Source organism: Pseudomonas sp. NFACC14, from assembly GCF_900106885.1.
Taxonomy (GTDB): domain Bacteria; phylum Pseudomonadota; class Gammaproteobacteria; order Pseudomonadales; family Pseudomonadaceae; genus Aquipseudomonas; species Aquipseudomonas fluorescens_AA.
The window spans coordinates 29,563-43,433 of record NZ_FNOA01000002.1; the positions used below are offsets into that span (position 1 = coordinate 29,563).

The 13,871-nt window shown below is 52.7% G+C and carries 13 protein-coding genes; 8 read left to right on the plus strand and 5 right to left on the minus strand.

All coding sequences use genetic code 11. The features are described from left to right. Positions 1-16: 16 nt before the first annotated feature. The gene (locus BLU85_RS04630; protein ID WP_092203795.1) at positions 17-661 is read left to right on the plus strand and encodes a hypothetical protein; all 645 of its coding nucleotides are present in this window, start codon (positions 17-19) and stop codon (positions 659-661) included. Positions 662-706: 45 nt separating this feature from the next. Here BLU85_RS04630 and BLU85_RS04635 read toward each other — a convergent pair whose 3' ends face one another. After that, positions 707-1,018 (minus strand): type II toxin-antitoxin system RelE family toxin, encoded by a 312-nt coding sequence (locus tag BLU85_RS04635; RefSeq protein WP_092203793.1) that lies wholly within the window; start codon positions 1,016-1,018, stop codon positions 707-709. 381 nt (positions 1,019-1,399) lie between these two features. On the opposite strand from BLU85_RS04635, the gene BLU85_RS30250 reads away from it, so the two are divergent. From BLU85_RS30250 to BLU85_RS04670, 4 genes are all read left to right on the plus strand, one after another. After that, the gene (locus BLU85_RS30250) at positions 1,400-2,443 is read left to right on the plus strand and encodes a PDZ domain-containing protein (protein WP_139208017.1); all 1,044 of its coding nucleotides are present in this window, start codon (positions 1,400-1,402) and stop codon (positions 2,441-2,443) included. A 914-nt stretch (positions 2,444-3,357) separates the two neighbouring features. Further along, positions 3,358-3,882 (plus strand): hypothetical protein, encoded by a 525-nt coding sequence (locus tag BLU85_RS04660; protein ID WP_092203789.1) that lies wholly within the window; start codon positions 3,358-3,360, stop codon positions 3,880-3,882. Between the two features lie 125 nt (positions 3,883-4,007). After that, positions 4,008-4,625, plus strand: a complete 618-nt coding sequence (locus BLU85_RS04665; protein WP_092203787.1) for a hypothetical protein — start codon at positions 4,008-4,010, stop codon at positions 4,623-4,625. 157 nt (positions 4,626-4,782) lie between these two features. After that, positions 4,783-5,646, plus strand: coding sequence for a hypothetical protein (locus BLU85_RS04670; protein ID WP_170847623.1), 864 nt, complete (start codon positions 4,783-4,785; stop codon positions 5,644-5,646). Between the two features lie 572 nt (positions 5,647-6,218). Here BLU85_RS04670 and BLU85_RS04680 read toward each other — a convergent pair. After that, positions 6,219-6,557 carry a YceK/YidQ family lipoprotein gene (locus BLU85_RS04680; protein ID WP_092203785.1) on the minus strand — a complete coding sequence of 113 codons (339 nt, stop codon included), beginning with the start codon at positions 6,555-6,557 and terminating at the stop codon, positions 6,219-6,221. 309 nt (positions 6,558-6,866) lie between these two features. Here BLU85_RS04680 and BLU85_RS04685 point away from each other — a divergent pair, with 309 nt between their 5' ends. Further along, positions 6,867-7,067, plus strand: a complete 201-nt coding sequence (locus tag BLU85_RS04685; RefSeq protein ID WP_092203783.1) for a hypothetical protein — start codon at positions 6,867-6,869, stop codon at positions 7,065-7,067. 211 nt (positions 7,068-7,278) lie between these two features. Next, positions 7,279-7,491: a hypothetical protein gene (locus BLU85_RS04690; RefSeq protein ID WP_092203781.1), complete on the plus strand. Its 213-nt coding sequence runs from the start codon at positions 7,279-7,281 to the stop codon at positions 7,489-7,491. A gap of 219 nt (positions 7,492-7,710) precedes the next feature. Here BLU85_RS04690 and BLU85_RS04695 read toward each other — a convergent pair whose 3' ends face one another. Both BLU85_RS04695 and BLU85_RS04700 read right to left on the minus strand, forming a co-directional pair. After that, positions 7,711-9,657 carry an acyltransferase family protein gene (locus BLU85_RS04695; RefSeq protein ID WP_092203779.1) on the minus strand — a complete coding sequence of 649 codons (1,947 nt, stop codon included), beginning with the start codon at positions 9,655-9,657 and terminating at the stop codon, positions 7,711-7,713. 275 nt (positions 9,658-9,932) lie between these two features. Then, the gene (locus BLU85_RS04700) at positions 9,933-10,817 is read right to left on the minus strand and encodes a LysR substrate-binding domain-containing protein (RefSeq protein WP_092203777.1); all 885 of its coding nucleotides are present in this window, start codon (positions 10,815-10,817) and stop codon (positions 9,933-9,935) included. Positions 10,818-10,922: 105 nt separating this feature from the next. On the opposite strand from BLU85_RS04700, the gene BLU85_RS04705 reads away from it, so the two are divergent. Further along, positions 10,923-11,372 (plus strand): PACE efflux transporter, encoded by a 450-nt coding sequence (locus BLU85_RS04705; protein WP_092203775.1) that lies wholly within the window; start codon positions 10,923-10,925, stop codon positions 11,370-11,372. 56 nt (positions 11,373-11,428) lie between these two features. On the opposite strand, the gene BLU85_RS04710 is transcribed toward BLU85_RS04705, so the two are convergent. Next, complete coding sequence (locus tag BLU85_RS04710; protein ID WP_092203773.1) at positions 11,429-13,756, minus strand: hypothetical protein; 2,328 nt, start codon at positions 13,754-13,756, stop codon at positions 11,429-11,431. Positions 13,757-13,871 lie beyond the last annotated feature (115 nt).

Consider the following 13,871-nt stretch of genomic DNA (forward strand, 5'->3'; position numbering starts at 1 on the left):
ACATAAGGACATGGTCATGCGGGTTGTCACTTCCGTAACTTTTCTTTCTATAGCACTTGCTGGTTGTGCTGGAATACCTTCAGTTCCATACGAAGAGCCGACTCAATCAGAGGGAATGGCGCGTGTTCGTGTTATCACGAACTCCGATGTGTATGGAGATAGCATCGTCGGCAGTTGTGCTCCCGCCACCCGGCATAAGATGGCTGAAGCCGGACGTTTCGGGCAGGACGGTACGGCGAGCATCAACTATCCGCAGTATCCCCAGAAGTCGGCGAGCATTGGCATACCGAAAAGAGTTTGGCCCAGTCTTATCCAGTACATCCCTGCAATTCGGATGGGGGAAGGGGCTTACAAAGAAGTCGTGACCGAGTATCGCGTCAGGGCGGATTTGCCATTCCAAATTGCAACCCGGGGCGCGACCATTGCGGGCAATGGCAGCTCTTACCGGTCCTGTGATGGTCATGCGCTCGTTTACAAGCTGGAACCAGGAAAAGACTACGAAGCTGTGGTAGGGGTGGATAGCAGGCCAAGCAAAGATGGCGAACAAGCGCTTATTTGCATGTTAGCGGTTCTCGAAGTTACCACTTTGCCTGGTACTTCGATTGTGATTCCCCAAAAGTTGACGCCTGCTGCGCCTCCGCAGGTGGCCTGTAAAAACTAAGAAAACCGGGGGGCGGCCATGATTGTGAGAGGCAAGTAAGTTATTTCAAATCGTGGCCTGTCCTTGAGGATCCCGATTCTTGGCCGAATCGTAGACGCTGCTTCGTTCCCGCTTGCCGACGGCCAGCACCAGGATGACAATCCGTTCATCCTCAACACGATACACAAGTCGATAGCCGGCACCGCGCAATTTGATCTTGTAGCAATCCTTCATGCTGTGAATTGCATCGCCTGGCACTCGTGGCCCGGCTTGCTGTTCCTGGAGCTTTCGCAAGAACTGGAGGCGGATGGTGCCGTCGAGCTTTCGCAGTTCTTTCAGCGCCTTCGGGTCCCACTCGACTTCGTACTCAACGGCCATTGGCGATATCTGCCTCGGCCTCGCCAATGAGATCGTCGAGAGATACTCGAACAGGTGTTTCGTTGGCGTCGAGTCGTGACTTGACCAAATCAGGTAATATGCGTCCTAGAGCGGGTGAGGGAGGCCGCGTAAAAAAGAGTTGTCCATATGGAATGGCTCTGTTTTCATGGCAACGTGTTCAGCTTTTCAAGCGCGACACCGCAGAGAAAGCCCGGCCACCGCGCCGGGTTTTTTATTGCTTAAAATATACTGCAGCCAGGGCAGCCCTCGGGAGGCCTGGATTTCGACAAGCAACCAATCTCGGACCTAAGCCGCTACCGGTATTGCTAATGGGGTGCTGTTCGACAATGATGTCGTATTAGCATCATCAATGGGCGAGATATGAACAAGGCCGTCAGGTTCGCTGCGTTATCGTTAGTTGTAGTCAATCTTTCTGGATGCGTCGTTGAGATGGTCACGGGTAGTATCGCGGAAGCTTCTTTCGCGAGCGAAACGCCAGAAAGCGTGGGCCTGGCGCCAGCTAACTTTCGCGGCCAATCCTGTCCTGAGCTTGCCCTCCAACGAGAACATGCGGAGTCCTCAATTTCGTATACAGGTGAGCACGCTGATTATGTGCAAAAACATGGCCGTTGGCGGCTGGCGTCGGTAGAACAGGTTGAGCGAGAGCAGGGCTGTCTAGCGGGTACCACTTTCGACCAGGCAGCAACTGTTGACTATGTCGCTAAGCACCCTGAAGCTGCAAAAGAGCTTGAGTCACGACTACCACCGAGCGCCCGCTCTCGCTCGAGCGATGGAACTGGAACGCAGCCATCAGCCAATTCACATCAGCCAGGTGTAACGGCTCCTCAGCCAAAAGCCTCGACTGTTAGCCCGCCTCCTAGCATTGGGTCTGGCTTTGGGTCGACGTCCCTTGTTTCTGGTCTCCCACAGACATCGTTTGCCCAGTTATTAGCTCAAGAAACACCCGAGAAATATGAAGGGAAGTCTTGTGAATACCTCCGTCTGGCATATGTTCGTAGCGAGGAGTTATTGGCAGCAGATTCGCCGGAAAGGCGGGCTTTGGGAGCGGGTAAGAAAACTGCCATAAGTCAGATTTTGAACGGCAGAGATTGTCCACCCCTTAGCACTGCTGGCCATGGGCGAATTGGTGCCGCGATCAGTAGCATTGATCCTGTTAAAGCAGCGCGCCTCGGCATGCCACTTAAAGGTACCTCCGTAGAAAAGATTATGCCGAATGGGAGCGCTGAAAAAGCCGGTCTGAGATTTGCGGATGTGATAGTGAGCATTGATGCAATATCCGTAGACGATGACATCGATTTTTTAGTTGCCATGGGTAAGATGCCGATTGGTTCCAATATGTTGCTTAAGGTCTGGCGTAAGGACGGTTTTATCGATATTCCTGTGTTAATCGGCCCTCCAACCTGATGGGGATGAGTCACACCGCATTGCTCAATCGAGTCAATCGGAACGACGACTCCCATCGGCTGAACTTCGAGCCGTTTCTGCAAATCCTAGTGCACATCCCCCTTTATCTCTCCGATCAGTTCCCCTTCCTCAATCCATCTTATGAGCTGCGGTACGCTGGGTTTTCCGTCGACATAGCGCAGCCAACGAGAGGGATTTAGAGAGATGGGGGTAGCGAAAAACCTATACATAAATTATATTTTTGTACAGGTTTTGACGGAATGTTGGAAAATGACACCCCTCGAAAAGCTCATCTCCTGGCACGAAAAATGGGCCCTTCAGAATCAGATCGTGAAATGCAAAAGCTGCGGCATGGAACAGTCCGAGCTGGACAGACATCTCATGTTTAGTCATGAGTCGGACTGTCCAAATGCGAGGTTCGGCACTGAACCATGGCGGGCTTTAGATGAGGTGAGAGATGCCTATTGGATCCCTCCGAAAGCTGCGTCAGACGATCAGGACGTCACTGCGTCGTCATCAGAACAGCCAGGGCCATCCTTATGAATGCCTCGTTCTGACCGAGCGTTGCCAAGGCGTCCCTGACGTTCGTTGCGATCACACAAAAGCTGTTTGACTCCCGGTGAGCCAACAAGCCATCATCTATTCATCCTGTCATTCTTGCGTACGTAGGAGTGCACAAAAAGCCCGGCCATAGCGCCGGTTTTTTTTTGGATTTATCGAGTACAAGGACATGGTCATGCGGGTTGTCGCTTTCGTAACTTTTTTGCTGCAGCACTTACCGGTTGCTCTGGAAGACCTTCGGTTCCATACGAAGAGCCTGGCGACTAAACAGTCAGCAGACTCCCGTTCTCCAAGTCGATCTTCAGGCTGGTGAGTGAATGGCTGCGTGCCCAGACTGCGATAGAAAATTACGGATGACATCACTCGGCTCCAACGAGGTTTTCGTCATCCGGCCGCAGATCGGCATCGGTCGTTTGCTCTTTGTCCCACTGCTTCGCCAGACACCCTGGGGCATCACGGCAGTCTTCTGCATCAGCTTATCGACCGGGCTGTCGTTACCTGGGAGGCAATGGCCGGGCATCATCCTCGCAAGCCTTGTTGTGATGTGGTGGGTATATCAACTGGGCAGGGATATCAGCGAGCGTGTTTCACTGATTGTGCGATCGTCTGGTGTGGCTTTCCTCGGATGGTATCGGCTAACGAAACGTACACCGCTGCGAATAGTGCTCAAGCCCGACGGCCACGCGGCTGTTTTTCGCTCGTCCTACAGTAATTATGTCGAGTATGAAAACGGGCGCTTGTTAATCGCTCGCCGTGTCGTCGGGAAAAAAGTCAATCAGCAGAAACAGCTCGCCTGTGAGCTCGCCGCGTTTCTGGGCGTAATTGCATACGTCGATGATGGCTCTGGACGGCTGAAGAGGTTAGCCAGCCAACGGTGAGGTTCCCAGCGCAACCAAGCAAACGAAGCTCTGCTCAAGGCACGTACCTACGCATTGCGGGCCAAGTCTTATAAGTTAGCGCTCTGTGAGTGATAACCTGCGAGCTCTCCTATAAGGATACAGTTATGAAAAGCTGTTTGAGGACGCTCGGGGCTAGCCTCGCTAACAGCATAGTGATCCCCGCCGCTTGGGTATCGGGGCTTGCGACGATAGGAATCTTGTGGGGCGTGGTACGGTTTTGGCCCGATCAGCTTACAGTCGAAGGACGTCAGCTCTTCGTGGCTTCCTGTTCTATTTTTTGCCTCGCCATAGGGTACTTGATATGGCGCAAGAGACGAGCGAAAGCACTTGTAGCATCCATCAACCTGAAAGAAGGTCTGAGCCTTGACGATACTCAGATGCTCGGCTATCCAAGCCCCCTGTTTTTTGTCTTTGACCTTTCCAACAAGAAACTCGCTCAATGCCAAAGCGCCACTGGCGACTATCAAGTTCGAGATTTCACGTGGGTGACAGGCTGGCAGTGTGAGTGGCAACGGATTGACAGCAGGGTGACGGGCGGCGTGCTTCAAATAGTCGATGGAGCGGGCATGAGCGTTCCAGCCGACGAGCTTCGGCGTAGATTCATAAAATTCTCACTGGTTTTGACGGTTGCCGATACACGTCATTCTCCCTTCCGTTTTCCAATGAACCGAAGCGCAGCTGAAGGGTGGTGTACCTGGTGCAATGTGCTTTTCAAGTGCTAAACACGAAGCACCACAAGATAATTATCTTTAGAACTCGCAGCAGCGCGGATGCTAACGGAGTGAATGCAGGCGCCTATTGATACGCATAAGATTTGCGACAGATTCAAAAGCGCAAGGTATCTACCCCTTTTTCTCTGATAGCGTTGTGGAGAGGGTCATGGATGCAGCGAATCGGCAACTGGGAGTGCTAATGCCGTACAACTACACGAACGGCCGCTACCTGGTCTTCAAAGGCAATGGCAGCGATGGGGCACCCTTGGGTCGGATTCACCAGGACGGAATAGTTCGAAATCTCCTGGGTGAGCCGCTGTACTACATAGACATGGACGAACATGCGTTCTGTTCGGTCGATTTTATCTTTCAGGGCAATATACAAAAATGTCGCGGCACGTTTTACGTGCTCAGCGACAAAACGCTTTTCACATTTTCCGAGATGAAAGTTAAGCCACTGGGAAACGAGACCGAGGAGCAGGCGCTTCACAGGGAGTTCAAAAGGAGGGCGCTAAGTTTGGCAGGGCAGATCGTCCAGGCGAAAAATGAGATGGTGCAGGCACGCTTGGACATGGCCTGGTCCGATTTAAACCCCTTCCGTCGTTTCCGTGCCTTCTTCGCTGGCCGAGCCCGTAGGGGGCGAGCATCACCAGGGGGGCGTTACAGTGGGTTGGAAAGTGAGCATGAGTTCAAGTCGAAGTCTTTCCCCATCTCCTCATCGTCACTCGCGACAATGGTCTTGTGGGCTCCGGATGGAAGGAAAACAGGGCCAGACCACGATGATGAGACGGTCCGATTGCACGTGAACTCAAATTGCGGCCTGTCACCAGCTTTCTGGTTTCCGCCGATTGAGGTGAGTGGTATGGCGGCACTTTCAGCAAGTCCTCATCGTAACTCACACTGGGAAAGCATCCGATCGATCTACACTCCGCGTTTTTTGCCCGCTCCCTCATTGGGCGCCTTCACGGACGATGGCTTCGAGCAGCACACTCGCTCCAAAAAGACGAAAAGCGAATGGTCAGGGTGCTAAATAGTGCTGTCACTAAGAGCGAGAGGGTTGTGAATTCGAGTTCAGACGACTGGTGTGTTTGATGGCTGGATGACTAGCCTATTGCCAAATGATTGGGATTTATATGGAAAAAGTAGTTTTGGCACTCTCGCTGGTCACACTGGTAGCCTGCATGCCTTATCAATCAGTGACCTCACCAGATCCAAACTGGATGCGTCTGGGTGGAGATAAGCCTGAAGGTTATCCAAGGACGTTTGTCGAGAACCTGAGCGGCAATTGCGCTCTGGTTACCGAGTCATGGTCTGATGGAAGAATCAACGGTCGTCTTCTGTGGACCAAGAAGCAGTCTCGAAAGGCCGTTACTTGTCCATAAGTGTCTGTATAAGGGCTGATTTCGTGAGGGAGAAGGGACAGATTTTTTCTGCGCTGGACACTTTTATGAAAAGCCGAGCCAGGTACGCTCAGGACAATTAATTGCTTAAAAGAAACAGTCCTCTATTCAGGAAACGTCGGATGCCCCCTGACGTTGTTGCTGGCACTGTTCGGACCCGGATATGGAGAGGCCGATGCTGTGCGATATCTGTCAAGGACAGCTATTCAACAATCGCCTTCTTGATATCCCCGTGCTTGTTTTGTAAGTAAATCGTGTAGGGCAAAACAAGCGTGTCAGCGAGCCCGGACAGTCCCATATCCAGCACAATGAGCGATGCAGAGGGATGTCCGTCGAAGCCAGTGCTTTGACGAGGTGCAGCATCAAGCGTGCAGTAGTCAAAAACAGCGCCGCTATAGATTCTTGGCACCGAGTCGCAGTGCGAGTTCCAGCGGGCCAGCTTGTTGCTTGCGATGATGTCGTCGCGGAAGGTGGTATTGATGGTTCCACAGCCCGAAACTGACGTGGCTACGAGAAACGCCCAAGCGGTTCTGAAGTTCATCAGGTTGGCTCCTTGCCAAAAATCGAAGATTAGCCGACGCCGCGACATTGCGCTTATCGGCATGTGCTCGGCAAGGCGGATGATGGCAAGACTACCACTCGCCCTATCGATCTACCGCCGGCCATCTGCGATAGGCTCATGCGGCGAAGGCGGATCACTGCGAACCAGAACAACAAATCGTTGGCCGGTTCACCGAGATCGTCGAGGCAAAGCTTCCGTACCCGAACATGATCGTGAGAAGGGCCAATAGCTCAAAAATCGTGGTCTATCCCAATTTCCATGCGGCAACGCCCGAAAGAAGGTCAGTCAATGCCAAAGAAACTTCAGGAAAGTAAAGCGCCGACTGCTGCTGACATTGAGCGCGCTATCCAGGCACTGAACAAAATGGCCGAGCGTCTGTGGGGCGATGGGCGGGAAGCCGAGGCGAAAGCCCTGATCGATGCCTTGGATGCTTTGAACAGGGCGCTCGATCGGATCAGGATTGGAGAGAGTCGCAGGGTTCTTCATTGAAGGAGAAAGCGGGTGTGGGCCACGGCTATGAGATGGACTGATTACAGGGGGATTCAAAGTCGTGAGCGGCCAGGGGGCGGCCCGGTAAGGCTGGCTTCGAAATGAATTGACCGGCGGTCCGACCCTTTGGAATTAATGCCGTGTGGGAGACTCCACTGCCCGAGGAATATATATTTCTCAATGGCGGTGAACACCGCTCGAGGCAAATTCAATGACGTCGTTTGAAGAATTCAGGGCTACATCCCATGAGCTTCTCAAAGAGCTGGATGCCGCGACGATAAAAATGATGATGCTGGTTTCTGCCAAAGAGGTATCCGGTCCTTTTTGGGAGGATGCCACCCAGCGGCATCATGACGCTGTAGATGCTTGGCATGCCTTTCTCAATATCCGAACAGAATGTGGAGCGACCCCACCTCTTGTCTGAAGGCTAGACGAAGGCGCGTTCTGTTTCGACCGACTTTACCTTCCAGGCTTCCAGGGCAGTCTCTAGAGTTTCACGGCACAACTTATTGGGTCTACAAGGCGAAACGCTCTTCACATTTTCCAATCGAGTACCAAGCAGTCGATGCACCTGCCCATCGGAATGAAAAGCCCAGCGGGTAGGCTGGGCCTGGCGGGTGATGACGTGTGGTGGTGTCCGTAGTTACCAGAGGCTTTTCGCGTTCGCCAAAATATCAAAGATTTTTGCGGAGCCGACGTATGAGAGGTGTCCCGAATCCCGGTACATGGGCACGCCATCCACAACGGTACGGCAAACTTTCTCGTCGCATAATGCGTCGCTTAAGCGGATGACCTGTATCGCATATTTGTTTTCGATGGTATCGAGAAGCGTGAGAACCCCTGAATTGTAATCTTTGTAATTTTTTAGAGGTATCGTGCAATCTGCTTGTGTGGTTGAGTTGTCCGATAGCTGTCTCTGCATGCAGCTTATGTTCTCATTGCCGACTGAGGGCGGCGGTCCGATTACAATAATTTCTTTGTCGAGTAGTTTTAGCTCTTGTATGGTGTTTCCCAAGTCTGCTTGCACTTGATCCAGGCTTGTAGGGACTATGTGGGTTTTACCTTCGTTGTCCCTTGTCAGCATTTTGTTGGTGGGGACAGTGTATTGCCAGAAGGAAGCTGCGAGTATTACGGTTTTAATATTCGGGTTGTTCTTGATCGCCGATAACACATTGTCGTTGAACGATATGCAATATTTGGCTACCTGCTCCGCATCTTCTCGTGTTGGGTTATAAGGCGCGGTATTCAAGAAGGGTGGGCAAGCACTGTACGTGGCCTGTGAAACTCCTCCTTTTCTGTGGTTCTTGATGCCTTCGATGGTGTGCATGGCGTAAGAGTCCCCCCAGACCATGTTGCGAACTGAGTTCGATGTTCGGCATTTTTCGTTATCCTTGAATATGTAGTTATCGCAGGATTTATCCAGGCCATAATTGGGGCGCAAAATATTCTCGAAGTCTATTTTGTTATTGTTGTATCGGGTTGCGGTATATTGAGTTGAAAGTAGCACTACCGCCCCGATGCTGATCGTCCACGCAAGCCCGGATCGAGAAATTTTTGCCTGACGGCTAGGTCGCTCGACAAAAATATAAAGGACTGTCGCACACAGGAGCGATGCCAAGAGCAAGGATATCTGCATCTGCGTGGTGAATGTGCCGTGGACCACCGCATGTGCAAAAACGATGACTGGCCAATGAACCAGGTAGAGTGAGTAGGAGATGTCGCCGAGCCTGACAAGCGGGCTCATTAAAGGTGAAGTATTTGCCAGCGTGCTATTGGTCCAGAGAATGATCAGCGTTGAAAGACATACTATAATCGCGGCTGGGCCTGGATGCCCCAATTTAAGTTCCAGAGTGGGCACCACCAGAATTGCAATGATTGCCGCTGAAAAAAATGGAGTGGGAATTTTTATGGTGTATTTTTGAGCGGCGAGATAGCCGGCTGAACCAATTAGAAGCTCCCAGGCACGCGTGGGGAGGAGATAAAATGTCGCTGAGGGGTGGGTTTGGTTTAAGTACACGCACGCCATAAGGCTGGCACTGAGTAAGGCAATAACAATTTTTAACCAGTGTCGAGGAGCGGTGAGCATAAGTAGTAGCGGGAATATCAGGTAGTATTGCTCTTCCACAGCAAGAGACCATAAGTGCAACAGTGGTTTTGTCGATGCGTCCGCATCGAAATATCCAGTTTGGCTCAATAGAACAAGATTGGTTGTATAGGTTACGGCGCCGGCAACCTGATGGAGTAGGCCCCTGATTTCCATTGGGGTTAATACATAATAAGCACCTAGGCACGTCGCCAGGATTGTGATATAGGCTGCAGGGATCAGTCGTTTTGCACGCTTGTAATAAAATTCAGAGAGACTGAAGTCCTTGTGGAGCATCTTGCTGGCGATGATGCCGGTAATCAAATAGCCGGAAATAACAAAAAATATATCTACACCCAGAAATCCAGATTTCAATATTTCGAAACCTAAGTGGTCTATTACTACAAAAGCAACAGCAAGGCCCCTGAGTGCCTGTATGTCGAATCGAAAATTCATACGTCCTCTGTATTCTCTAAGCTGCAATCCAGCAACTTTATTGTTTTTCATTCTTTCCGCCGATGATTCACTGTCACGGCTTGCTTACGGAAGAAAAAATCAATACGCGACACCCTGCGCATTGCCAGAGTCCGTGCTGGCTAGCGTTCGGCGCGCGTCATGGTTTGAATCCAGCACATTTATTTGGGGCCAATCATTCTCCAGTCTACATTGATGACTTGGTTTCTCAGCATAGCAGTCCGAGGCAATGGGGCCAGTCGGCGGAAAGCCTGAGATAAGAGGGGCACAGATCGAGAGGTGGGCCTCCAGAGTAGGGTCTTTTCCATTCAGCCATTACTCTGTTCAAGCAACCACTCACTAAACGCCCGAACCACCGCTTGCCGCTCCCTCCCCGGTACACACACCACGGTATATCGCGCGCCCACCAGGCGAACCTCAGGCCGATAGCCCACCAGGTCTCCACGCGAGACAGCCTCGGCCACCAGCACGTTGCTGGCAAGCACCAGCCCATGCCCGGCAATTGCCGCCTGCAGTGCATGCTGTTCCTCGTCATAACGCCTGAAGCGCGCCTTATCCAGCCAGCCCAAGGTGCCCGCCTCGGCGCACCAGGCTGGCCAGTCAACCGCGACGCTCGCGCTGCTCAGCCACGGCACGTCAATCAACTCGATAGGCGAGGCTGATGCGGGCGGTTGCCAATCGGGACGGCAGTAAGCGCCAAAATACTCGTCCAGCAACGGCTGCTCGAACAGCTGTGGGTCAGGTGTGAAAAGGGCTCGGATCGCCAGGTCGATGCTGGCATCCCGTCGCAGATCCACCACCTCGTTACTGCTGTGCAGACTGATGTCGATCTCTGGGTGCAACCGATGAAAATTCCCGAGCCGTGGAATCAGCCATAGGCTGGCGAACGCCGGTGTTGTGCTCACTACCAGGGACCGCGCGGCAGACGACGGTGACAGCGCCTGCAGGTTCTGCTGGATATCCAGCAGGGCGCGGTGCAGTGACGGGTGGAGGCGCTCGCCGTCGGCGCTCAGGCGCACGCTTTGGCTGGAGCGTTCGAACAAGCGCACGCCGAGGAAGGCTTCGAGGCTTTTGACCTGATGGGAAATCGCCGCCGGACTGACATTCAGTTCCTGGGCCGCTGCCTTGAAACTGCCCAGCCGTGCGGCAGACTCGAAGCCGCGCAAGGCGGTGAGGGGCAGTTTGGCAAACATGGGCGAGAGGGTTACTCGAGTTGAGCGTGGCTCAATTTAGCTCATTTGTCCGCCGACGCTCAACTTGCCAGGCTGTGGTCCCGCACCGTTACCAGGAGACCACCTATGCAAGGTACGCCCCGCAAAATCCTTCAGGCCGTGCTCTACGAAGCCGGCGGTGTATTGTTCGTGGCCCCTACGCTGGCGCTGATCTACGACCAGGGCATGGGCTATTCAACCCTGTTGTCGCTGGTGATTTCCGCTGTCGCGCTGGCCTGGAACATGATTTTCAATGGTCTGTTCGAGTGGTGGGAGCGTCGCCAGTACAGTCGCCATCGCGACTGGCGGCGGCGACTGCTCCATTCCCTGGGGTTCGAAGGCGGCTTGACGCTGATACTGACTCCCGTGATTGGGGCATGGCTAGGCATCAGTCTGTGGCTGGCACTGGTGACCAACCTGGGGCTCTTTGCCTTTTTCTTTTTTTACTCGCTGGTTTTTCAGTGGGGGTTCGATCGGGTGTTCGATGTTCCGCTTTCGGCGCAGCCGCACCAGAGTTCTGTATCCAACATCCGATGAACGTCGCGCAAACTGACAAAGCCGTTTAAACACCCTGCCGTGTGACGAGCTTCATGTCACCCGAGCCGTATATACCTGAACCAGACACGCCCCGATACAGCGAGAGTAGCCTCGGCAGTGCGGTGCAAGATGCCCAAGCCAGGCTCATCGTCCTCATGAAAGCCGGCAAAGACCGTTCGCCCTCCCACAGCCGGTATAAGCAATTCCACTTCGGTTGCGGTCGAATTACTGGTGTATCCCATGACCAATCTGATTTTTTGCCCTTCACGTGGGGGATGAGGTAGTTCGAGGTTTCCTGGCTTCCCATGCAAGTCTTCACCGAGAGGCCAGACTTTTCTAGCGCCATTGATGAAGAACCTGGGACGCTCTAACAGGGCGCCCAGTAACGTGGCAAGCCGGTCCTGCACGGGCACCCTGAATGTGCAGTCTATTAAACGGATATCGCAATTCTGGCCAGCAGTGATCAAGTCATGATCATCGTTGGCATCCACAATAACGGTGCCATAGGCTTGGAGCTGGGCGGGCGCAGTGGAAGGACGAGTGCCAGAACAGTCGATTCTCGAGACGCATCCACCGGTCAACGTATATTCGCCTGGGGCCTTTGGCTCGAAGGCGATCCCGTCTTCTTGGCCAAAGCCACGACAGTTCCTGATGGATGCAATCACTTGAAAACTCGGATTATTACCCTGTATAGAAATAGTTTCCCCAACGATATTTTCCAGATCGAGCTTGAGCGCGAACATGGATTCTTTCGAGGGCAGTCTGTCATCGAGATTGACATCCACATTCAAGCCGGAGCCATGAGCATTGTGGACAGTGAGTTCCTCGCACACTGCAATTGATGCGTCGGTAAGTTGAATTTTACCGGGCCTGACCCAGAGCCGTTGCGGCACATTCAATTGGGATCGATATTCAAGACCATCAACGGTGATCCTACGCCAGAATCGATATTCGATAGGGGTCCCTGCGGGCTTTGACGTACCAAGGCTTTGCGTGTGCAGGAGAAGCTCCAGGTCTCCCACCCCTCTATTGCTGATGATCTTGATATTACGCATCAGGAGGTCGCCATCGCAGAATCCTCCCGTATCACCTCTTCCTTTTACAAACCCGTCGCTGCGACTCGCCATGCTACGAGCATGGAAGGTAACCGTGTCCAGGTCTAAATTACCCAGCGCTGTTACAAGAATCCCGCTATGCCCCACCACCATGTTACGCAGCCGCAACCATTCCATGAAGGGTTGATGGAAATCCACACGGCTGAGCACGCCATCTCGAAGGGTCACCCGCTGGCAAAGATTGTTACCGGTCGCCCCCCATCCTTCACCGTCCGCATGCGGCGTTATTTCAATGTCGTAGCATGTATTGAGCTGGAAGTTATAAGCGTAGTTGAAGTTTTCGTTCCGGATGGCCCATTGCATTTCCGTGCGAGCTTTGACCTGACAACATTCAAAAAAATAAATGTAAGTTGGATTTCTCGGCGTATAGATATTCTCATCCTGAATGAAGCGTACATCCAGATCGAGCAAGCTGGTGCTCACGCGCACATATTCATTTGAAATAGTATTATTGCGGATGTCCAGCGTTAATCCCTTGACTGTGCATCGTCGATCTTCCATTCGCAACACCTTCACCGAGGAAATGGCGACGCCGGCCAGGGAATACCTTAACGGTGAGGATACAACTCCGTCTTTGTAGACTCTGTTCAACTCGATCCGTTTTTTTGTCTCTGAGCGGTAGGTGTAGAAATCCTGTTCGGTGTAGATGATGACAAAGCTGTCGCTGACTTCTGGACGGCCGAACCAGCCCGAGAATCTGGACGAGCCTACCTCGAGATCCTGAGAAGCCATCAAAAGCCTGACGACGGGCGAGTCTGGCCCGTAGGTCACTGCGCTGTGTTTTCTTCCAAAGACAAAGCGCCCCGACCAAGTCGAACAATCGAATATGGCGCCAGAGAAATCGCAATCAGTGGTGAGTTCAACGAGACCGTCGTGGCTGAGCTTGAAGCGGCCCCTTGCCACGAGCGTAGATTGCGCTTCGTTGGCCGCGATGGCTGCTTTCTGCAAGGCGGGCAGGCTATCTTCGCTGCCAGAGGGGTCTGCGCCGAATGCTGCCAACGATAGTCGCTCCGACACGTCGGGAAGTACGCGAAGTTTCAGGCCTCCCGCGGTCACGAGATGAGGTTCGGCCGTTTCTGCCACGACTGCATATCGGAAACCTTGCGCCAGGAGGGTATCCCCAGCAGATATCGCCGAGTAGTCAAGGTCGGTATTTTCCAGCATTTCGGAGACTGAGCTAAATAAAGCGCCAATACGTGCAGACAGGCGGCGCGCGAGTTTGTCTTCGGTAATTGAGTCGTCAGGCAATTCTTGAGGTTTAAGATTCATGATTGCATTTCCTGCACAATAAGTGTTGAGGTGTTGAATAAAAAAAGTGTGTGCTCCTGATGTTATGAAGGCAGTTTTGCAGTGGGCGGATTGAATGAGTAACTGATTATGTGGT

What these genes read in the sequence shown, in the direction of transcription:
- BLU85_RS04630 (WP_092203795.1), top strand. Translation starts at nt 17, where the DNA reads ATGCGGGTTGTCACTTCCGTAACTTTTCTTTCTATAGCACTTGCTGGT.
- BLU85_RS04635 (WP_092203793.1), bottom strand. Translation starts at nt 1,018, where the DNA reads ATGGCCGTTGAGTACGAAGTCGAGTGGGACCCGAAGGCGCTGAAAGAA.
- BLU85_RS30250 (WP_139208017.1), top strand. Translation starts at nt 1,400, where the DNA reads ATGAACAAGGCCGTCAGGTTCGCTGCGTTATCGTTAGTTGTAGTCAAT.
- BLU85_RS04660 (WP_092203789.1), top strand. Translation starts at nt 3,358, where the DNA reads ATGACATCACTCGGCTCCAACGAGGTTTTCGTCATCCGGCCGCAGATC.
- BLU85_RS04665 (WP_092203787.1), top strand. Translation starts at nt 4,008, where the DNA reads ATGAAAAGCTGTTTGAGGACGCTCGGGGCTAGCCTCGCTAACAGCATA.
- BLU85_RS04670 (WP_170847623.1), top strand. Translation starts at nt 4,783, where the DNA reads ATGGATGCAGCGAATCGGCAACTGGGAGTGCTAATGCCGTACAACTAC.
- BLU85_RS04680 (WP_092203785.1), bottom strand. Translation starts at nt 6,557, where the DNA reads ATGAACTTCAGAACCGCTTGGGCGTTTCTCGTAGCCACGTCAGTTTCG.
- BLU85_RS04685 (WP_092203783.1), top strand. Translation starts at nt 6,867, where the DNA reads ATGCCAAAGAAACTTCAGGAAAGTAAAGCGCCGACTGCTGCTGACATT.
- BLU85_RS04690 (WP_092203781.1), top strand. Translation starts at nt 7,279, where the DNA reads ATGACGTCGTTTGAAGAATTCAGGGCTACATCCCATGAGCTTCTCAAA.
- BLU85_RS04695 (WP_092203779.1), bottom strand. Translation starts at nt 9,657, where the DNA reads ATGAAAAACAATAAAGTTGCTGGATTGCAGCTTAGAGAATACAGAGGA.
- BLU85_RS04700 (WP_092203777.1), bottom strand. Translation starts at nt 10,817, where the DNA reads ATGTTTGCCAAACTGCCCCTCACCGCCTTGCGCGGCTTCGAGTCTGCC.
- BLU85_RS04705 (WP_092203775.1), top strand. Translation starts at nt 10,923, where the DNA reads ATGCAAGGTACGCCCCGCAAAATCCTTCAGGCCGTGCTCTACGAAGCC.
- BLU85_RS04710 (WP_092203773.1), bottom strand. Translation starts at nt 13,756, where the DNA reads ATGAATCTTAAACCTCAAGAATTGCCTGACGACTCAATTACCGAAGAC.